General features: G+C 31.8%; 21 protein-coding genes. 10 read left to right on the top strand and 11 right to left on the bottom strand.

Features of this window, described 5'->3' with window-relative positions; genetic code table 11:
- Positions 1-213 precede the first annotated feature (213 nt).
- A complete protein-coding gene (locus tag HUE53_RS02230; protein ID WP_065213153.1) occupies positions 214-1341 on the top strand; it encodes a hypothetical protein in 1128 nt (375 codons plus the stop codon).
- Complete coding sequence (locus HUE53_RS02225; protein ID WP_014165051.1) at positions 1338-2396, top strand: acyltransferase family protein; 1059 nt, start codon at positions 1338-1340, stop codon at positions 2394-2396. Before HUE53_RS02230 ends, HUE53_RS02225 begins: the two co-directional genes overlap by 4 nt.
- Positions 2397-2577: 181 nt before the next feature.
- Here HUE53_RS02225 and HUE53_RS02220 read toward each other — a convergent pair whose 3' ends face one another.
- The 4 genes from HUE53_RS02220 to HUE53_RS02205 form a co-directional block, all read right to left on the bottom strand.
- Positions 2578-3111, bottom strand: coding sequence for a GNAT family N-acetyltransferase (locus tag HUE53_RS02220; RefSeq protein WP_041253192.1), 534 nt, complete (start codon positions 3109-3111; stop codon positions 2578-2580).
- A 1-nt stretch (position 3112) separates the two neighbouring features.
- Positions 3113-3967 (bottom strand): alpha/beta hydrolase, encoded by an 855-nt coding sequence (locus HUE53_RS02215; protein ID WP_014165053.1) that lies wholly within the window; start codon positions 3965-3967, stop codon positions 3113-3115.
- 127 nt (positions 3968-4094) lie between these two features.
- Positions 4095-5540, bottom strand: coding sequence for a glyceraldehyde-3-phosphate dehydrogenase (locus HUE53_RS02210; protein ID WP_014165054.1), 1446 nt, complete (start codon positions 5538-5540; stop codon positions 4095-4097).
- Positions 5541-5670: 130 nt separating this feature from the next.
- The gene (locus HUE53_RS02205; protein ID WP_014165055.1) at positions 5671-7056 is read right to left on the bottom strand and encodes a S1C family serine protease; all 1386 of its coding nucleotides are present in this window, start codon (positions 7054-7056) and stop codon (positions 5671-5673) included.
- Positions 7057-7282: 226 nt separating this feature from the next.
- Between HUE53_RS02205 and dapF the strand changes: the two genes are divergently transcribed.
- The 4 genes from dapF (at position 7283) to HUE53_RS02185 (ending at position 10684) form a co-directional block, all read left to right on the top strand.
- Complete coding sequence (dapF, locus tag HUE53_RS02200; protein ID WP_014165056.1) at positions 7283-8065, top strand: diaminopimelate epimerase; 783 nt, start codon at positions 7283-7285, stop codon at positions 8063-8065.
- A gap of 78 nt (positions 8066-8143) precedes the next feature.
- The gene (locus HUE53_RS02195) at positions 8144-8677 is read left to right on the top strand and encodes a GNAT family N-acetyltransferase (protein ID WP_014165057.1); all 534 of its coding nucleotides are present in this window, start codon (positions 8144-8146) and stop codon (positions 8675-8677) included.
- Positions 8678-8689: 12 nt separating this feature from the next.
- The gene (gene mltG / locus HUE53_RS02190; protein WP_014165058.1) at positions 8690-9709 is read left to right on the top strand and encodes an endolytic transglycosylase MltG; all 1020 of its coding nucleotides are present in this window, start codon (positions 8690-8692) and stop codon (positions 9707-9709) included.
- A gap of 330 nt (positions 9710-10039) precedes the next feature.
- Positions 10040-10684 (top strand): peptidoglycan-binding protein LysM, encoded by a 645-nt coding sequence (locus tag HUE53_RS02185; RefSeq protein ID WP_065213155.1) that lies wholly within the window; start codon positions 10040-10042, stop codon positions 10682-10684.
- Here the strand turns inward: HUE53_RS02185 and HUE53_RS02180 are convergent, their stop codons facing one another.
- From HUE53_RS02180 to dnaA, 3 genes are all read right to left on the bottom strand, one after another.
- Positions 10685-11410: an SAM-dependent methyltransferase gene (locus tag HUE53_RS02180; protein ID WP_014165060.1), complete on the bottom strand. Its 726-nt coding sequence runs from the start codon at positions 11408-11410 to the stop codon at positions 10685-10687.
- A gap of 128 nt (positions 11411-11538) precedes the next feature.
- Positions 11539-12000, bottom strand: coding sequence for a low molecular weight protein-tyrosine-phosphatase (locus HUE53_RS02175; protein WP_014165061.1), 462 nt, complete (start codon positions 11998-12000; stop codon positions 11539-11541).
- Positions 12000-13427, bottom strand: a complete 1428-nt coding sequence (gene dnaA, locus HUE53_RS02170) for a chromosomal replication initiator protein DnaA (protein WP_014165062.1) — start codon at positions 13425-13427, stop codon at positions 12000-12002. Before dnaA ends, HUE53_RS02175 begins: the two co-directional genes overlap by 1 nt.
- Positions 13428-13625: 198 nt before the next feature.
- On the opposite strand from dnaA, the gene HUE53_RS02165 reads away from it, so the two are divergent.
- Complete coding sequence (locus HUE53_RS02165; RefSeq protein WP_014165063.1) at positions 13626-14027, top strand: acyl-CoA thioesterase; 402 nt, start codon at positions 13626-13628, stop codon at positions 14025-14027.
- On the opposite strand, the gene HUE53_RS02160 is transcribed toward HUE53_RS02165, so the two are convergent.
- From HUE53_RS02160 to ribD, 3 genes are read right to left on the bottom strand one after another with little or no spacing between them, the layout of a single operon-like run.
- Positions 14024-14632, bottom strand: coding sequence for an IMPACT family protein (locus tag HUE53_RS02160; protein ID WP_065213932.1), 609 nt, complete (start codon positions 14630-14632; stop codon positions 14024-14026). The two genes, HUE53_RS02165 and HUE53_RS02160, sit on opposite strands and share 4 nt — an antisense overlap.
- Before the next feature lie 53 nt (positions 14633-14685).
- Positions 14686-15294, bottom strand: a complete 609-nt coding sequence (locus HUE53_RS02155) for an HAD family hydrolase (RefSeq protein ID WP_014165065.1) — start codon at positions 15292-15294, stop codon at positions 14686-14688.
- Positions 15287-16294 (bottom strand): bifunctional diaminohydroxyphosphoribosylaminopyrimidine deaminase/5-amino-6-(5-phosphoribosylamino)uracil reductase RibD, encoded by a 1008-nt coding sequence (ribD, locus tag HUE53_RS02150; RefSeq protein ID WP_014165066.1) that lies wholly within the window; start codon positions 16292-16294, stop codon positions 15287-15289. Before ribD ends, HUE53_RS02155 begins: the two co-directional genes overlap by 8 nt.
- Before the next feature lie 85 nt (positions 16295-16379).
- Here ribD and HUE53_RS02145 point away from each other — a divergent pair, with 85 nt between their 5' ends.
- Positions 16380-16853 carry a GNAT family N-acetyltransferase gene (locus HUE53_RS02145; RefSeq protein WP_014165067.1) on the top strand — a complete coding sequence of 158 codons (474 nt, stop codon included), beginning with the start codon at positions 16380-16382 and terminating at the stop codon, positions 16851-16853.
- A gap of 22 nt (positions 16854-16875) precedes the next feature.
- On the top strand, positions 16876-17733 hold the full coding sequence (gene prmC / locus HUE53_RS02140; RefSeq protein ID WP_065213157.1) for a peptide chain release factor N(5)-glutamine methyltransferase: 858 nt from the start codon (positions 16876-16878) through the stop codon (positions 17731-17733).
- 67 nt (positions 17734-17800) lie between these two features.
- Here prmC and HUE53_RS02135 read toward each other — a convergent pair whose 3' ends face one another.
- Positions 17801-19045 carry an ABC transporter permease gene (locus HUE53_RS02135; protein ID WP_014165069.1) on the bottom strand — a complete coding sequence of 415 codons (1245 nt, stop codon included), beginning with the start codon at positions 19043-19045 and terminating at the stop codon, positions 17801-17803.
- A 159-nt stretch (positions 19046-19204) separates the two neighbouring features.
- Between HUE53_RS02135 and hisS the strand changes: the two genes are divergently transcribed.
- A complete protein-coding gene (gene hisS, locus HUE53_RS02130; protein ID WP_014165070.1) occupies positions 19205-20623 on the top strand; it encodes a histidine--tRNA ligase in 1419 nt (472 codons plus the stop codon).
- Positions 20624-20653 lie beyond the last annotated feature (30 nt).

Below are 20653 nucleotides of genomic sequence, written 5' to 3'. Positions count from 1 at the left end.
TTTAAATTCATAAAAGATTTTTTATACTAGGCTCATTAGCTTAGTGTACCTTTTTTATTGTATCAGGGTTACGACTAAACGCACCTTTTTATGAATTACCAATCAAATCAAATTTAGACATAAACGTATCTTTAAGCCGTTTGTAAAAAAAAAGATTTAATAACGTTTGAAAATAACTAAACTAACACTTTTTAAATATATAAAATGAATTATATGAGATTAATTGTACTGTTTTTTATAGGTTTAAATTATTTAAATGCACAAAATTTAAAAATAGACAACACCTTAAGTAAAGTAGAAAAATTTGTAAAAAAACATAAAGTCAAATCTGTTAAAAAAGAGTCATTCGTTTTTCTAACAGACGCACTATCATTAAGTAAAGAAATCTATTTAGAAAATAATGACACCAATATTCCTAAATTCACAAACTGGATTGGACTAAATCGTAAAGTTGCAGGAGATAACCCTTCTACTAATTATTATTCTGCATTTATTTCAAGTAAAAACAATTATGTCATAAAAGGAAATTTAGGAAACGCCTTCTATATAGGAGTACAAGTATATAAACAAGATGAAGGCTATAATTTACTTTCAGAAAGCATTGCTTCTGAAGCAATGGAAATTAGCCCAAATGGAGATTATGAAATAAACCTGTCAGCGGCTAATCAAGGAGATAAAAAAAATTGGTTAAAAATAAGCGATGATGATTATATCATTATATTAAGAGAATACTATTCGGATTATAATAAGAGATTAAAAGATACCAAAACAACACCTGTTATAGATAAACTTGCGCCAAATTCATCCAAAGAAATAGGGAATGAAGAAGAAAAGATTGATACCAATGCTTCTTTTGTTAACTTCTTTGAAGGATTGGTTGAAAATTCAATAGATCTGACCAATTCACTAAGTGTGGCACCTAATACCTCAAAACAAGAAGTTAAGTTGAATCCTAAAAATTCTAACGCATTATTTCCCTCAAAAGATATATTTTATGAAGGTATTTATGTAAAACTAAATGACGACGAAGCGCTAGAAGTTACAGTTAAAAATCAGCCTATTTCGGATTATTTCTCTTGGACTTTTTATTCTCCTTTTTATACCACACCAGATTATAGTACTTATAAAGTGCAATTAGTGAAAGAAGATCTAATATTAGACGAAAATAACAACTATAAGTTTTATGTTACTAAAGAAAAACTAAACCTAGTTAATGCTATTCAAACAGGACAATATAACACAGGCGTGCTAAGCTTTAGATATTTAAAGAACAAAAAAGACTATAAAATGGATAGTTTAGATTATGAAATTAAATTAATCAAATTAAAAGACATCAAATGAAAAGATTAAAATTTATTGATTTAGCCAAAGCACTAGCAGCAGTGTTTATGGTTTGTGTACATATCCTCAATACACATACTTTATCGACAATAGAAAAAGATACCTATTTCGGAAAAATAATTACCCTATTAGGCGAATCTCCAGCAGCTCCCGTTTTTATGTTTAGTATGGGACTTTCTTTTTCCTATTCTAGGAACTTTGATTTTATGTCAAGATTAAAAAGAAGTGGATCTATTTTTTTGAAAGGGTATAAACTTAATTTTTTTAGATTATTAATTCCTGCCATTTTTTTTGGTATTGTTTCTTTATTTGTAAAGACAGAAGCTGTTGAAGAAATTTCAAAAGAAGGCGATATGATCCAGAACATATTAAATAACTTCTTAGTTATTGATATACTACAATTTGCGGGATTATCCTATTTGATCATGACTTTATTAAGCAGGTATAAAGTACCTGTAAAATATATAGCAATTCTGATACTGCTTATAGGGAGTTGTTCAACTTATGTATGGGGTATTCAAACAGGTTATCCTTTTATAGATAGAATATTAGACTTATTTTGGGGTGACAAGGGTGATGCTGTATCATTCCCTCTATTTCCATGGTTAGTATATCCTCTAACAGGATATGTAATGGGACACTATTTCTTGCATAAAGAAGATAAAGAAGTCTTGATGAAAAGTTTTTACTTAGGAACTTTCCTTTTTTTAATAGGAAGTATAATTACTTATAGAAGTCCTGATTATCATTTAGGGGACTATTGGCATACTAGAATCGGAGGAATCATGCTCTATATAGGATTTGTACTTATATGGATGAAAATTTGTGATATTCTAATTAAATATGTCTCCGAAAAGAGTTATAAACCTATAGCTTTTTTGAGTAAAAACCTTACTAATTTTTATGCTATTCAATGGATTGTAATAGTAGGGCTAATACCTTTCTTAGGACAAAAAGAATGCAATGTATATGAATCTATTTTACTAATGATCTTCGTTTTTCTTGTTACTTATGGGATAACTATGATAATGGAAAAAAAGAAAATAAATTTTTAGGTATTCATAAAGTCGTTGTAAAATCTATCCAATTTTACTTTTATGTAGAGAGAAAAAACTTTATTTCTTAGAAAAAACAAATTTCTTAAAACCTACAAAAAATGGCATTTATACTTCGTTTTGAAAATGTTGTATAAATGCCATAATTTTATTAGAGTAATTCAGTACTTTGAATTTTTAATTATTGAGTATCTTTGAGCCAAATAGATTTTTGAATGACATATTGAAATTTCAAAACTTCGGGTTGATTGTCATAAAATACAGAAAATTCCTTGTTCTTTATGCCACCAATTTTTTCAATTGCTTTTTGAGAACGGATATTGGATGCACCAACCGTAAAATACACTTTCTCTAAATACTCAAAAGCATAATCTAGCATTAATTTCTTTATTTGAGAATTGTATAGAGATCCCCAATAATCTCTACTCAAAAAAGTATAGCCTATTAATACACTTTTATCCTCTAGATTAAGATCATAATATCGTGAGCTACCTATTATTCTATTTTCTTTTTTATCAATAATTTTAAAAGCCCCTTTTGAATCAATAGCTTCCTTGAAAAATATTTCAAATACCTCTATTTGATAACGATCTTTTTTAGGGTGTTGTTCCCAAATTAAAGGATCTGATGCTACATGATACAATGCGCCAAGGTCTTCTTCTCCTAGAGGAGCTAATAAAATATTTTCATTTTCTAATTGCGGTTGTAAATTCATCTTAATGGTTTTTTTTAGGATATAGTAGCTTAAAAGCATTAAATACAGCAGGATGTGTTACTGTTGCATGATCTTCCTCTGGTAAATAGTCAAAAACAACTTTTACAGTTTTAGATTTACCATATTTTATTTTATCAAAAAGTAAATTAGCATCTACTTCCATTACATGGTTATCAAAAATAGGACCTAGTCCTTCTTTTCCAACGCCAATATAAATGGATTTATTTTGTTGGAAATTTTCGTTTAATACATCAGGATTTAATTTTAAAAGCTCTCCATCATTCCACCACAAACTAGGACTAATAATAATATATTGATCAAATAAATGGGGTTTTTTAAATAAAATTTCAGTAGCTAAAAGACCGCCTAAAGATTGACCAATAATAGTTTTATCATTAGTTGTAGTATAATTTTTGGAGATATAAGGCTGTAATTCATTTTCTATAAATGCTATGAATTTTTCAGACCCACCTGAAGTAGGATAACGATCTTTCACGATTTGTTGATTAGGAGTTGATGTAAAATCTCTTTTGCGATCTGTATTAGCAATTCCTACCACAATAGATTTAGGAATACGTTCAATCCAAGGAAATGTAAAGTATTGTACTAAACCTGCTATGTGAATAAAATCTTCATCAGCACTTCCATCTAAAACATAAATCACAGGATAGCGTTCTTGTTTGTTATAGCCTTGTGGAAGATAAATGTTAAGGATTCTTTTTTCATTTAAAACACCAGATGCAATTTCATCGACTATTCCTAAATGAAATGATTTAGAGGTTAGAGTTGAGGTATTCTTTTGAGCTTGTGCTATTAAAGAATAGAAAAAAAAGCTCATAAATAATAATTTTTTCATTTTCTATTTTTTTGATTGATTCTGTTTTCAAAATTAAAAATTTTAAAATAATAATAATCAGCCAAATGGCATTAAAAAAGCCGTCTCTTTTAGAAACGGCTTTATATACTTTCTGTTTGTTTGTCTATTAATAATAAGTATAACGTCTTACTTTAGCAATATATTTAGCTAAACGAATTACTTGATGGCTATAACCATATTCGTTATCATACCATACATACATTACTACATTTTTACCATCTGCAGAAACAATAGTAGCGTTGCTATCAAAAATAGAAGGAGCTGATGTTCCTACAATATCAGATGAAACAAGCTCATTATTTAATTCATATTTGATTTGCTCTACTAATTTGCCTTCTAAAGCATATTTTTTCATAATACCGTTTAGTTCTTCACGGTTTGTAGCTTTTCCTACTTCAAGGTTTAATACCACCAATGAACCGTTTGGAACTGGTACGCGAATTGCGTTCGAAGTTAATTTGCCTGCTAAACTTGGTAATGCTTTAGCAACAGCGCTTCCTGCTCCTGTTTCAGTGATAACCATATTTAATGCAGCAGAACGACCACGACGGTATTTTTTGTGCATATTGTCTACCAAGTTTTGGTCATTGGTGTAAGCATGAATTGTTTCAATGTGACCTTTTTCTACCCCTAAAGTTTCTTCAATAGCAGCTAATACAGGAGTAATAGCGTTCGTAGTACAAGAAGCCGCTGACCAAATTTTAACTTCATCCGGATTATACGCTTCGTGGTTTACTCCATGAACAATGTTTGGAACTCCTTTTCCAGGGGCTGTTAATAAAACTTTTTCAACTCCTACCGAAGTCAAATGACGACTTAATGCTTCTTCTGTTGTAAATGCACCTGTATTATCAATTACCAAGGCATCCTGAATACCATATTTTGTATAATCTATTTCTTCTGGAGAATTAGCTGTAATAATATGTACTGGAGCACCATTAATGATTAGCGTGTTATTATCAGCATCAGCTTCTACGGAACCTTGGAAATCACCATGAACTGAATCATAACGTAATAAAGAAGCACGTTTTTCTAACAAAACAGCATCATTTTTATCACGGGTTACAATAGCTCGTAAACGTAATTGTTGACCTTTTCCTACTTTTGAAGAAAGTTCACGGGCTAACAAACGACCAATACGACCAAACCCATAAAGAACTACGTCTTTAGGTTTAATTTCGTCAGAAGCTTTAGCGTCTTTCAATTTGTCTACTACAAAACTCGTAGCATCGTTATACTTATTGTCTTCTAAGTGAAATTCATAAGTTAATTTGCCAATATCTAAACGAGAAGGAGGTAGATCTAATGCTTGAATAGCTCTTAAAATTTCTACAGAATCAAAAATATTAATTGGTTTTTGAACGAACTCTCCAGCGTAATCATGTAAATTCATGATTTCGCTTACATTGCGATCTAGTAATTGGTTTCTGAATAAAACCATTTCGATTGATTTGTCATACCATAAATCACTTACGATTTTGATAAACTCAACCGCTGCTTTTCTTCTGTCAGCTTGAAAAGCTAACTCTTTTTCATAAGTTGTATTGCTCATTTCTTTTTATAAAAATTAGACCCCGCAAAAGTATTTATTTAAAATCTTTTGCTAAACTTTTTTTTGATTTTTTTTAATAAAAAAACCAACGGTCAAGCGTTGGTTTTCAATGGTTAATAGAGAAGACTATTTACAAAAGGAAACGCAATAGTTCTCCTGTATTTGTTAACATTTCAATCTGAGTTTTTTGAGTTTCTCCCTTTTTTGCTATTACTCGTGTAACCGTTTCTATATCGGTAGCCTTTATGTTGTCTACTTTTAAGATGATTCCACCTTTTAGTTGTTCCGCATAATCGGCTAGTTCTTCATTTGTAACTTCCTTTATTTTTACACCATAACTTAAGCGGAAACGTTTTTTATCATTAGCATCTAAATCTTCTAATTCTAATCCTTTTAGGTCATAATTTACCAACTCTTTTTTTACTAATTTTACAACAGTAGTTTGTAGGTTACCATTTCTTACAAAACCTACTTTTACTTCTTCATTAGGTCTTTTGGTATTAATATAAGCAGTTAAATCAGCAAATGTATTGATTGTTTTATCGTCTAATTTTTTGATTACATCGCCTGATTTTATACCCGCTTTTTCAGCGCCAGTGCCTTTTGAAACTTTAGCAACGTATACACCCGTTGTTTCCTTAGATCCTACTTCTTTAGCTGCTGTGGTATTCAATTCTCTACCTTCGATACCTAAAACAGCTCTTTGTACATTCCCGTACTCCATTAGGTCTTCTACAATTTTCCGAGCTAGATTAGATGGTACAGCAAAAGAATATCCCGTATAACTTCCAGTAGGAGATGAAATCATGGTGTTGATGCCTATGAGTTCACCTCTTGTATTGACTAATGCGCCGCCACTATTACCTGGATTTACAGCAGCATCTGTTTGAATAAACGATTGAATTCCTTGGTTACTCAAATCACGTGCTTTAGCAGATACAATACCTGCTGTAACGGTAGATGTTAGGTTATAAGGGTTTCCAACAGCTAAAACCCATTCGCCAACTTTTATTTGCTCGGAATTACCAAAAGTAGCAGCAGGTAAATCGCCTTCAGCTTCAATTTTTAATAAAGCAATATCCATTTTACTATCAGTACCAACTAATTTTGCTTTGTACGTCTTGTTGTTATTTAAAGTAACCTCTAGTTCGGTTGCATTTTGAATTACGTGATTGTTTGTTACAATATAGCCGTCTTTGCTAATAATTACTCCAGAACCCGTTCCCACTTGTGTTTGTTGTTGTCCACCTCTATGCCCGTAAAAAAATTCCATAAAAGGATCAGAAGGCAAATTATAAACCGTTTTGTTTTTTACGTGTACAACGGTATGAACAGCTTTTTCTGCGGCCGATGTAAAATCTATATTTTCAGCACCCATACTTACAGCTCGTGCATAATTTGGAGCAATAGATAAGGAAGAGGCTGCAGAAGTGTTTTCAAAAAACAATTTGTAACCTCCTAAAGTGGTTGCACCGCTTAGTATTGAAATTAAAAATAAACTACTTAGTTTTCTCATGGCATCTTCTTTTTCTTGTTTTGATTTAAACGTAAAAATATAATTTTCTTATTTGAATTTTTTAGCTTTAACGCTCGTTTAACAATCTTTAACTTCCTATTAATATTTTGTATCTTTGGCAGGTTTATGAAGAAATCAGATATAGGTTACATAAATCGGTATTAATAAAGAAAATTTATAAAAATAGTTGATCTATAAATACCTCCTAATAAATAACTCTTAACAAATGAAACACATATTTTACAAATACCAAGGAACGGGAAACGATTTTATCATCCTAGATAATCGTGATTTAAATTTTCCCAAAAATGATACCAAACTTATCAAATTCCTTTGTGATAGACGTTTTGGAATAGGTGCTGACGGGTTGATGTTATTAGAAAATGACAAATCGACAGATTTTAAGATGGTGTATTACAATGCAGACGGGAATGAGAGTTCTATGTGTGGAAATGGAGGAAGATGTCTTGTGGCATTTGCTAAAAAAATGGGCGTAATTCAGGATTCAACCACTTTTGTTGCGGTAGATGGGATACATCACGCAAGGATTACAAAAGAAAATCTTGTTTCACTTCAAATGATAGATGTAGCATCAGTACAAGTACAATCGGAATATGTTTTTTTAAATACAGGATCCCCCCATCACGTACAAGAAGTAGAAGAATTAAAACAGCTAGATGTTAAAAAAGAAGGAGCAAAAATCCGTTATAGCCATTTGTATGGACAAGAAGGAAGCAATATTAATTTTGTAATTCAAAAAGGAGAAAACAATTTTGCAATTCGAACGTATGAACGAGGAGTAGAAGATGAAACCCTTTCTTGTGGTACAGGTGCTACAGCAGTAGCATTAGCAATGTATCATTTGGGAAAAGCAACTTCAAACACAATAGCAATCCAAGTAGAGGGAGGACAATTGCAAATTGCATTTCAAAAAAGTGAAAATGGATACAAAAACATACAATTAACAGGGCCTGCTCAATTTGTTTTTCAAGGAGAAATTGATGTTTAATTGAATGCTAAAGAGTTAATCTTTGAAATAGTATGACCATTGGTATATCACATTGCCATTGAAATTAAAAAACAACTTATGATTACATTAAAAGGAGAAAAAATATTTCTAAGAGCACTTGAGCCAGAAGACTTGTCATTTATTTATAAAATCGAAAACGAAGAATCAATATGGGAAGTTAGTAACACACAAACCCCTTATTCTCGTTTTTTGATTAAGCAATACCTCGAAAACGCAGATCAAGACATTTACCAAGCGAAACAATTACGTTTAGCAATATGCGAGTTAGGAGTGTATAAACCAGTAGGATTGATTGATTTATTTGATTATGATCCTAAAAATCATAGAGCAGGAATAGGAATAGTGATACAAAATAAAAAGCATAGAAACAAAGGATTAGGAAGTGAAGCATTACAGGTATTAATCAAATACGCATTCTCACATCTGCAATTACATCAAATATATGCAAATATTGGTTGTTCTAATGAAGCTAGTTTAAAGCTTTTTACTAATTTTGGTTTCCAAAAAATAGGAGTTAAAAAAGATTGGATTTTTCAAAATGGAAGCTATCACGACGAACTCCTTTTTCAATTAATCAATCCAAATTATTAAAATCGAATTATTTTGAACAAAAAAGTATTTTTAGGGTTAGGACTAGTGGGGCTAGTGTTGGTCGTTTTTGTTTACATCAAAGCCTTTACAAGTAATACACAATTTGCAGAAAGCGAAAAGTATATTTTTATTCCAACTGGAGCTACCTACGAAGAAGTAATTAAAATTATGACACCCGAGGTAGATGATATAGAAAATTTTAAATTAATCGCAGAAAAACGCTCTTACGATCAAAATGTTTTCCCAGGACGTTTCTTGTTAAAAAAAGGAATGGGAAGTTTTCAGATTGTTACGGCCTTACGTCATAATACACCTTTAGAACTCTCTTTTAACAATCAAGAAGTTCTTGAAAAATTAGTTTCTCGTGTAGCTGGACAAATAGAAGCTGATAGCGTGAGTCTTATGCGTGTTATACAAGATCCTGTTTTTCTAAAAAAAAATGGATTAACATCAGATAATGTTTTAGGGATTTTTATCCCCAATACCTATGAAATAAAATGGAACATTGGAGCTGAAAAATTTAGAGATAAAATGTTAGAAGAGTATCATAAGTTCTGGAATTCAGATCGCATGAAAAAAGCAAAATCCCTTGGGCTTACTCCAGAACAAGTTATTACGTTAGCATCTATAGTACATAAAGAATCAGTAAAAGAAGATGAACGACCAAGAGTAGCAGGCGTTTATCTAAACCGATTAAAACTAGAAATGCCTTTACAAGCAGATCCAACCATTATTTTTGCTATCAAAAAAAATACAAAAGATTTTGATCAAGTAATCAAGAGAGTAAAAGGCGATATGTTATTTGTAAATTCACCGTACAACACCTATAAAAACGTTGGATTGCCTCCAGGGCCTATTGCTATGCCAGACATTTCAGCAGTTGATGCGGTTTTATCTCCCGAAAAACACGATTATATCTATTTTTGTGCCAGTGTAGATCGTAAAGGATATCATGATTTTGCGGTTACCTATGAAGAACATCAAGCAAATGCAAAAAAATATGCAGAATGGGTAAATAAGTTAGGATTATAACGTTTTTAGAATAATATAATTTTAAAAAGCAATCTTAAGTAAGGTTGCTTTTTTTATAGAAAAAAGAATAATAAGTGCCATTTGAAAATATTCTTATAAAAAGCAACGAGTGTGATTGGGAGATTTTATCTAAAAATAAGTTTTAAAAGACTTGCTAGAAAAAAGATAGACTAGTGTTTATAGGTTTTGATGTTAATATTCAAAAAGTTAACATTTTATTTTGTTGTGTGTTTTGTTTTTAATTGTAAATTTGTCGGGTTAATTTTTTGGCGATGATAGTGTAAGTAGTGCGTTTTTTTACTACACTTAGTTAAAAAGAAATTTATTTTTATGACAAAAAAACAAATATTCTATTTTGGATTATTTGCTTCAATCGTTCTTTTAAGTTCAGGTTTTAGACCTTTCAAAATGGAAATGTATCCCTGGTTGCATACTTTAGAAAAAAGAGATGTGTGTACGGTACCCATGGAAGTAGAAGTAGGACAACAATTTTTTGATGTGCCTTTTACAGGTAAGACCTTTGTTGGCTTTACCCAAAGTATAGGAGTAAGAGAGTCTCAAGGAATTTACAATATAGTAAATTCATTAGGTTATCTAGGAAAGTATCAATTTGGAACAGAAACACTTGCTGCTTTAGGAATAGAGGATCAAGCGCATTTTTTGAGTAGTAAACAATTACAAGAAAAGGCGTTTCTAGCGAATTTAGCAAGAAACAAATGGGAACTTCGTCGAGAGATTGCTAATTATTCAGGAATGGAAATTTGCGGAATTACCATTACTGAGTCAGGGATTCTAGCAGCAGCTCATTTAGGAGGAGTAGGTTCTGTAAAAAGATTTTTAAAGACCAATGGAAACCGTAAATGTAGAGACGGTTATGGTACTTCTATCGCAGAATATCTAAAAAAATTTGCTGGCTACAACACAAGTTGTGTAGAACCTAATAAAAAAGCTAAAGCCCAGCATTATACTTTTTAACTAATAGTATTTGTGAATAATAAAGATAGAAGGTCGGTTATGTAAATCGACCTTTTGTTTTTTCCATTCTTTTATGGTTAAGGTTTTTATATATTCAGTAGGTAAAGTAATGTCAGATGCAATACATAAGCTAGTATTGGGTTGTAAGATTTGAATCAAATCTTCTAATAGCTTGTTATTTCTATAAGGTGTTTCTATAAATAATTGGGATTGTTTTTTGTCAAAGGATAATTTTTCAAATGCTTTTAAAGCTTGTTTTTTTTCGCCTTTGTCTATCGGTAGATAACCGTTAAAAGCAAAACTTTGCCCATTCATTCCCGATGCCATTAAGGCTAATAAGATGGAACTTGGTCCAACTAGAGGGATAACTTGTATGCCTCGCTCATGTGCAAGTTTTACAATAGCCGCACCAGGATCCGCTACGCCAGGGCATCCTGCTTCGCTCATTAGTCCAATATTCTGACCGTTTAGTAAAGGTTGAATAAAAGCAATATGATCGGATTCTTGTGTATGCTTATTTAGAATGTTAATGATGAGTTCAGGTTGTTTTTTTTCTGGATGTATTGCTTTAATAAAACGACGAGCTGTTTTTTCATTTTCAACAATATAATGGTTTATAAAATCAATACTCCTCTTAACGGTATAAGGTAAAACATCTTCGGGATTTATTTCGCCTAAAGTTGTTGGTATTAGATATAATTTTCCAAGAAAAGTTGCTGGTTTCATAGATTTTATATTCTTTTGTTGAAAATGTGTTTTATTATGGACAAAGATAGAATAAAAGAAATAGGTAGAAGTATTGCAATAGGTTTTTTAATCCTTTTGTTTGTATTTGTAATGGTATTTAAGGGCTTTTAAAGGCTTTTTTTTAATCTATCGGCAATACTCTGACAAGCTTGCTCTAACATATTAAAAACCTGTTCAAAACCTTCTTGTCCACCGTAGTAAGGGTCTGGAACATCTACTTTTTCGTTAGGGAAAATTTCGTCTAAGATTAATTGTACTTTATTTTTTTGATTTTCTGTAGAGGCTTGGTTGATGACGTCTTTGTAATTTTGGTTGTCCATTACAAAAATGCAATCAAAAAAATCAAAATCTAATTTTTTAAATTTCCGAGCTCTTTGTTGACTGATGTCAATTCCTTTATTTCGAGCTGTTTGTATAGAGCGTTTATCGGGTTGTTCTCCAGCATGCCATCCACCAGTTCCAGCAGAATCTATCAGGTAAGTGTCTGGTAATTTAGATTTAAGTATTCCTTCAGCCAATGGGGAACGGCAAATATTCCCCAAGCATACCATCAAGATTTTTTTAGACATTATAAAGAAAGTTTTTTGTTGATATCATCTACAAACTTTTTAAATTGCTTGTCTGTTGTGAGTAAGTTATCAACTGTTTTGCAAGCGTGTAACACGGTAGCATGATCACGATCTCCAATTTGTGAGCCAATATTAGCTAAAGAGGCCTTGGTATACTTCTTAGCAAAAAACATAGCTAATTGGCGCGCTTGTACAACATGACGTTTACGTGTTGTAGATTGTAAGGTAGCAACATCTAATTGAAAATAATCAGATACAACTTTTTGAATATAATCAATAGATATTTCTCTTTTTACATTTTTAACGAATTTCTCAACGACCTGTTTCGCTAAATCTATAGTGACTTCTTTTTTGTTAAAAGAAGATTGAGCTATTAAGGAAATAATTGCCCCTTCTAATTCACGTACGTTTGATTTTATATTTCGAGCTACGTATTCTATGATGTCTTCTGGCATTTCAACACCATCACGGAATAAGATGCTTTTTACAATTGCTACGCGGGTTTCGTAATCGGGTTGATTAAGTTCAGCGGATAATCCCCATTTGAAACGAGATAGTAAACGTTGTTCAATATCTTGCATATCTACAGGAGCTTTGTCAGAGGTTAAAATAACCTGTTTTCCATTCTGATGAAGGTAGTTAAAGATGTGAAAAAAAACATCTTGTGTACCTGCTTTACCTGACAAGAACTGAACGTCGTCAATAATCAAAACATCAATCAGTTGATAAAAATGGATGAAATCATTACGAGTGTTTTTCTTGACAGAGTCAATATATTGTTGAGTGAATATTTCAGCCGAAATATATAAAACCGTTTTTTCAGGATGTTTTTCTTTTATTTCTACACCTATAGCGTGAGAAAGGTGTGTTTTGCCTAATCCAACACCTCCAAAAATTAATAATGGGTTAAAAGAAGTTCCTCCTGGTTTATTAGCTACAGCCATACCAGCACTTCTTGCAAGACGATTAGAATCGCCTTCAAGAAAATTATCAAAACTATAGTTCGAGTTTAATTGTGAATCAATTTTGATGTTTCGTATTCCAGGGATAATAAATGGGTTTTTTAGCTCTGGATTTTTTTGTTGCACAGGTACGTCAATCTCTTGTGTTTTTACAGGAGCTTTGTCTGCACTTGGAATTTGTTGTGTAAATGGAAGTTTATTCCCGTAAGGGTTTTCCATTTTGATTTTATATAGTAACTTCGCGTTTTTTCCGAGTTCTTTTTGTAGTGCAACCTTTAATAATTTAACATAATGCTCTTCGAGCCATTCGTAAAAGAATTTTGAAGGAACTTGAATGTACAACACGCTATCAGTAAGCTCTACCGCTTTGATAGGCTCAAACCAAGTCTTATAAGCTTGCTCTTGGATATTGTCTTTTATGAATAAAAGACAGTTAGCCCATACTGATTCCGCAGTTTTGTTCATTGTGTGCATTCTTAATTGTGTTAATTTTTAAGGTTTTACTTGATAAAATTTAGACCAAGATTTAGGGTGAATCGGGATAGCAAAGATGGTTGATAAAATTCTTTAAAAAAAATTTTTTTAGTCTTGATTTTGTAGAAATTTTATTGTAAGAATTAAATTTTGAGTTTAACTAAAACATAAAAAAGTAAGATAAATAGTATGAAAATTTTTGATATTCAAGTACGCGTCCGTTATGCAGAAACGGATCAGATGGGGGTTGTTTACCACGGTAATTATGCACAGTATTTTGAAATGGGAAGAGTGGAATGGCTTAGAAATCTGGGGGTTTCGTATAAATGGATGGAGGAAAAAGGGGTTATGCTGCCTTTGGTATCATTAAGTATGAATTATAAAAAGCCAGCGCGTTATGATGATTTGTTAACCATTCGAACTATTTTTAAAAGTCAGACCTCCGTGAAGCTGGAATTTGATTATGAAATTTACAATGAATCGGGTGAGTTATTAACAACAGCTAACTCTTTATTGGTTTTTGTAGATGCCCAATCGGGTAGGCCTATACCCCCTCCTGAGTATTTAGAAGGGCTTTTGAGGTTTTCCTAAAATACACTTATTGTTACCTCAAAAAATGATGAAAAAATGCCAAAAACCATATCGGCATTTTTTTGTCGTGTTGAAATGATGAGTTCGCAACTTTCTTCCATTTTTTGAGAAATGATATGTATTTCTTTTTCTTTTATTACCCTCATGACTTTATTCATGTTTTTATAGTCAAAATTTACTTTATACTGGATATCAATTGTTCTTTCTACTAAAGAAGAGGCTTCTAAAGCCATTTTAGCACTTTCTCTATAAGCTGAAATCAAACCGCCAACACCTAATTTGATGCCTCCAAAATAACGGACTACAATTACCAATACATTGGTTAGTTCGAATGATTGAATTTGACCGTATATAGGCATTCCTGCGCTATTGTTTGGTTCGCCATCATCATTTGCGCGGTAATGTTTTTGAGTTGTGCCAAGTTGCCAAGCATAGCACCAGTGTCGAGCAGCATGATGTTTCTTCTTTAAATGTTCTAAATGTGCCTTGATTTCCTCTTCGTTGCTTACGGGGAAAGCATATCCGTAAAATTTACTGTTTTTTTCTTTGTATAAAACTTCAGGAGAATCCTCTTTAAGTGTTATGTAAGTATCTTCTGTATGCAAAAGGTATGATTTTAATACAAAATTATTGTTTTTAAAAATAAAAAAGAAATCAGTTAAAGAGGGATTTCTTTTTTTGAGAGTAGGTTTGTTATATCTTCGTTCTCTATTTCTAAATGCCATACGTGCATACCTAGTGAAGAAGCTATGTCCGTATTTTCTTTTTCATCATCTATAAATAAAGTTCGTTTGGGATTTAGTTCGTGGTTTTTTAGAATGAATTCAAAAATTTCCTTTTCAGGTTTACGTAAACCGATTTCAGATGAAAAGTACACTTTTTCAAAACATTGATAAAACTCTCTAGCAAAGGTCATTCCTACACGATGTTCAAATTTAGCAATATGTATTTCATCTATATTACTCAAAAGATAGAGTTTGTATTTATGGGATAACTTTTGTAAAAACTCAAGTCGAGAAAGAGGAAAATCAGCAATAGCAGTATTCCAAGCAATGCGTAGATCATCTATTGAGGCATTGGGTATTCTTTTTTTTAATTCAATCATAAAATGAGCTTCTGTTATTTTTCCTTTCTCAAATTCCTGATTGATTTCTTCAAAATGTTCGTCCCATTCTGAAAGGCCTAGGTTTTTAAGTGCTTTTAGAGAGGCATTTTTATCCAAATTCATAAAAACATTGCCGAAATCGAAAATAATGTTGTTAATCATAATTTGAAAAAATTAAAAGTTCATCATTTAATAATTTACTGTTTTTTATTTTTTTACTAGAAATAAAAGGAGCTTTAATGCCATTTAAAAGTGTATTCTTACTTTTAAAAACGCGTGCTTCATCCCAGTAATTATGGTTTATGAAATGTTGTAATGTACGACTGCCTCCTTCGATTATGATTGATTGAATTTGGTGTTGATGTAACCATTCAATTATAGACGAAACGGAATTTTTACTACTGTTTAAAATGATTTCGTCTAGAATGAAGGTTGGGGCTGACTTATCAAATATAAGATTTTCTTTTGAAATTTTATTTTTTTTATCCAAAACTATTCTTATTGGATTTGTTCCTTGCCAGTCTCTAGCGTTTAGTTGTGGGTTGTCGTCAAGAGCTGTTTGAGTTCCTATTAAAATAGCTTGTTCTTCTGTTCGCCATTTGTGAGTTAATTGTCTACTGTATGGATTACTGATCCATACGGGTTTTTGAATATCTTTATGGAGAGGTGCTATAAAGCCATCTGCTGTTTCTGCCCATTTTAAAATAATATAAGGGCGTTTTTTTTGATGAAAAGTAAAGAAACGTTTGTTGAGTTCTTGGCATTCTCTTTCTAAAACACCTACAATTACCTCACAGCCTGCATCTTTAAGTTTTTTTATACCAGCTCCAGATACCTTAGCAAAAGGATCCATAGTACCAATGACTACTTTGGGGATTTTATGTTGAATAATTAAATCAGCACATGGGGGAGTTTTTCCAAAATGACTACAAGGTTCAAGGCTGACGTATATTGTAGACTCGGATAAAACTTCCTTGTTTTGTACTGAATTTATAGCGTTTACTTCGGCATGTGCTTCACCTGATTTTTTATGCCAACCTTCGCCTATAATCAAATCATTGTGTACAATTACACTTCCTACTAAGGGGTTGGGATAAGTAGTGCCTAATCCATTTTTAGCTAATTCTATGCAGCGGGATATGTATTTTTGATGTATCTTCACCACACAAAAATAATAAAATGATCGCTGAAAAATAAGAAGTGGATAGGATTTTAAATGTTCCTATACTCGTTTTAAATCAAGAAATATGATTCGGTTAATAAAAAAAGAAGATAATAAAGAAGTTGCAACTCTTATTCGAACAGTTTTAGATGAATATAAAGTTCCTAAAATAGGGACTGCTTATGAGGATCCACAATTAGAAGTTATGTTTGAAGCGTATCAAATGGCACGATCTGCATATTTTGTATTAGAGTTTTTAGGAGAAATAAAAGGTTGTGCAGGGATAGCTCCTTTGAAAGAAGCTAGTTCTGATGTGTGTGAATTGCAAAAAATGTATTTCTTGTCTTCCGCGAGAGGAAAAGGATGGGGGGCTCAAATGATCGAGACTTGTCTTCATAAAGCAAAGGAAATGGGGTATAAAAGATGTTATTTAGAAACTTTGCCTACCATGGAAAAAGCCCAAAAACTATACTTAAAATCAGGATTTACATATTTGTCTGAACCTATGGGGTATACGGGACATTCTGCTTGTCCTGTTTGGATGTTAAAAGAATTATAATTACGTAAAAGAATAGGATAACATGTTGTTACAAGAATATAAGATACAATTTGCAGAAGAATTACAGAAAATTTATGATGAAAAAGAAGTAGAAAGTTTTTTTACTCTATTGTTAGAAGCTTTTCATGGCATGAAACGAATTGATTTTGCTTTGAATCCTCAATTAGAATTGGATGCCTTACAATTATTGCAATGGGAAACAGTTTTGGATCAATTAAAACAAGAAAAACCGATACAGTACATTTTAGGCGAAACAGATTTTTTTGGAATGTCTTTTTATACTAATGAGTACACCTTAATCCCTAGACCCGAAACCGAAGAATTGGTAGATTGGGTTATCCAAACAGTATCCACTACTAAAAAAGGGGAGAAAGTTAGGATTTTAGACATTGGAACAGGAACGGGATGTATTGCTATTTCATTAGCAAAAAATATACCAATGGCTGAGGTGTATGCAATAGATGTTTCGTTAAAAGCACTTGAAGTAGCCAAAAGAAATGCTAAAAGGAATAATGTAACGATTGAATTTATACATCAAGATCTGCTAATCCTAGAAAGTTTAGAAACCACTTTTGATATCATTGTTTCTAATCCGCCTTATGTTCGGAATTTAGAAAAGTTAGAAATAAAGAAAAATGTTTTAGACTATGAACCTCATTTAGCATTGTTTGTAGAAGATACAGATCCCTTGATTTTTTATAAAAAAATAGCTCAATTAGCATTGAAAAGTTTGTCTAAAAAAGGATGTCTTTTTTTTGAAATCAATCAGTATTTGGGAAAAGAAATGATAGAACTAATGGAGGATTTTGGATTTGAAAATATTAATTTACATAAAGATATATATGGAAACGATAGAATGTTGCTAGGACATAAATCTTAGTTTTTTGTTTTTAAAGAAGTTTTAGGTAGAATGTAGGTTTTCTTAATTTTTATTTAATCTAGACCTCTTATTCGTATCGTAAAGCCTCTATAGGGTCTAGTTTAGAAGCTTTTAAAGCTGGGTAAGAACCTGATATGATTGCTACTATAAAGCATATAAGAAAAGCAGAAATAATAGCCATCCAAGGAATTACAAACTCAAAATCTAATAAAGTAGCAAAACCATACCCTATTAAAATACCACTAAAAGTACCAACTAGTCCTCCCAATTGCCCAATTACCAAAGTTTCCATAAAAAATTGAAAAGCTATAGTACTTCTTTTTGCTCCTAAAGCCTTTCGAGTTCCAATTTCGCGAGTTCGTTCTGTAACGGAAACGAGCATGATATTCATAAGTGCTATAGAAGAACCAAAAATAGTTATAATTCCTATGACCCAAGCTGAAATGTCAAGGTAAGAGGTAAGTTCTATAATTCTTCGAATAAGGTCATCGCTTCTTGATATGCCAAAGTTGTCATCTTCTATAGGGTTTAATTTTCTAATAATTCGCATTTTTAGGATAGCATGATCTATTGCAGGTTCTAAAAATTCTTTTCGAGTAGTCATCACGCTAGTCATATAATTGATATTAGGCGAGCTACATAGAGATCGAGCTATTTGTAATGGAATTAATACTCTTAAATCTTGATTGTTGCCAAAACCAGATCCTTTTTCTTTTAAAACACCAATTACTTTAAATTTAGCACCTCGTATACTGATGGTTTTATCTAATGGATTGATATGGGCTAAGAGCTTTTTTTCAAAATCAGCCCCTAATAAACATACTGGATGATTGTTGATAATATCAAAACCTGAAAAATTCCGTCCTTTTGTGATTTCGAACCCCGCATTTGTAGTGTAGTTTTCATCTACACCCCATACACTTACTTCTGGATCTGTTTTTTTATTTTCATACGTTACTTCTGCGGTAGGGGTAGCAATAAACGAGATGGAAGTATAAGTAAAAGGAAAATTGTATTTTTCTTTAAAAGTTTGTGCTTGAGAGTAAGTAATTATTGGGTTTATTTTTTCTCGTTGTTTGCCTCTTTTATGTCTTTTTATTTCATCTTTATATTGACTAATAGAAAAGGTGTTGGCTCCCATAGAAGCAAAATCTTTAGTAAGAGTGTTGCTTAGGGCAGATACTACGGTTAATATACCTACAAGAGCCATTATTCCAATAGCAATAATTAATACTGTTAGTATTGTGCGCAAAAATTGAGTGCGGATAGCACTTAGAGCAATTTTAATATTTTCTTTTACTAATCCAACCATATATTATGAGTATCTGTATAGAGTAAAATGTTACAATTAAAACCAAAATTTTAGTTTTCTTTGAAAAAGTAAGATATTTGCAAAAGATAATAAACTTAGTTTGTTGAATTTTTAATGAGCTAGATTATCTGTAAAAATTAATTTAATATAAAGAAAACAATGAAACCATCCATTCCAAAAGGGACTCGTGATTTTTCACCTTCAGAAGTAGCTAAAAGAAATTATATATTTGGAATTATTCGTAAGCATTTTGAACGTTTTGGATTTCAGCCTATAGAAACGCCCACTTTTGAAAACTCTGAGACATTAATGGGGAAATATGGAGAAGAAGGCGACCGATTAATATTTAAAATTTTGAACTCAGGAAATTATTTCTTTAATAGAAAAAAAATTGAATTACCTGCTAGTATTGAACAATTGCAATTGAATTCTGCTGAAACGATCTCAACGGAACAATTGATAGAATTAAATCAGTTTACGAACAAAATTTCGGAAAAAGCACTTCGTTATGATTTAACAGTTCCCTTTGCGCGTTATGTAGTACAACATCAGAACGAAATTGAATTTCCATTCAAACGTTATCAAATACAGCCTGTTTGGAGAGCTGATAGACCTCAAAAAGGGCGTTTTAGAGAGTTTTTTCAATGTGATGCTGATGTGGTTGGGTCTGATTCTTTGTGGCAAGAAGTCGAGTTAGTTCAGTTATACGATGCTGTTTTTACTGATTTAGGTCTAAAAGGAGTAACTATTAAAATTAATAATCGTAAAATTTTATCAGGTATAGCTGAGGTAATAGGAGCTTCTGATAAGTTAATAGATTTTACCGTAGCCCTAGATAAATTAGATAAAATTGGAGAAGATGGTGTGAAAAAAGAAATGCAGGAAAAAGGAATTACTGAAGCAGCCATTCAAAAAATACAACCTCTATTTAATTTTACAGGAACAATAATTGAAAAGATAGAAAAACTTTCGAAACTCTTAGAAAATTCTAATGAAGGAATGAAAGGAATTGAAGAATTACAATTTATTTGTCAAAATATATTGGCTCTAGGGCTTCAGGACTCTAAATTGGATTTAGATGTGACTCTTGCACGAGGATTAAATTATTACACGGGGGCTATATTTGAAGTTTCAGCGCCTATAGGAGTAAGCATGGGATCTATTGGTGGTGGTGGAAGATATGATGATTTGACAGGTATTTTTGGTTTAAAAAATATGAGTGGTGTAGGAATATCATTTGGTTTAGATCGAATTTATTTAGTAGTGGAAGAGTTAGGCTTATTTCCAGAAACAGTAACAGCTACTTCTAAAGCTATCTTTTTGAATTTTGGAACCGAAGAAGCTCTGTTTTCAATGAAATCTATAGGTAAATTACGTCAATTAGGAATAAAAGTAGAATTGTACCCTGATTCAGTAAAAATAGGAAAACAGTTTCAATATGCTGATAAAAGAGGTATTCCTTTTGCTATCATAGTAGGAGGAGAGGAAATGAAAAAAGAGGAATATAATTTAAAAAACCTTCAATCAGGAGAGCAGAAAAAGGTGTCTTTTGATGAACTGGTTGAGAGTTTGCAATAAAAGATAAAAAGGTGTTCTAAGATTTAAAAA

It is taken from the genome of Flavobacterium columnare (assembly GCF_014844295.1).
Taxonomy (GTDB): domain Bacteria; phylum Bacteroidota; class Bacteroidia; order Flavobacteriales; family Flavobacteriaceae; genus Flavobacterium; species Flavobacterium columnare.
The sequence above is the reverse complement of the archived record's forward strand: the minus strand, read 5'-3'. Positions and strand labels throughout refer to the sequence as shown.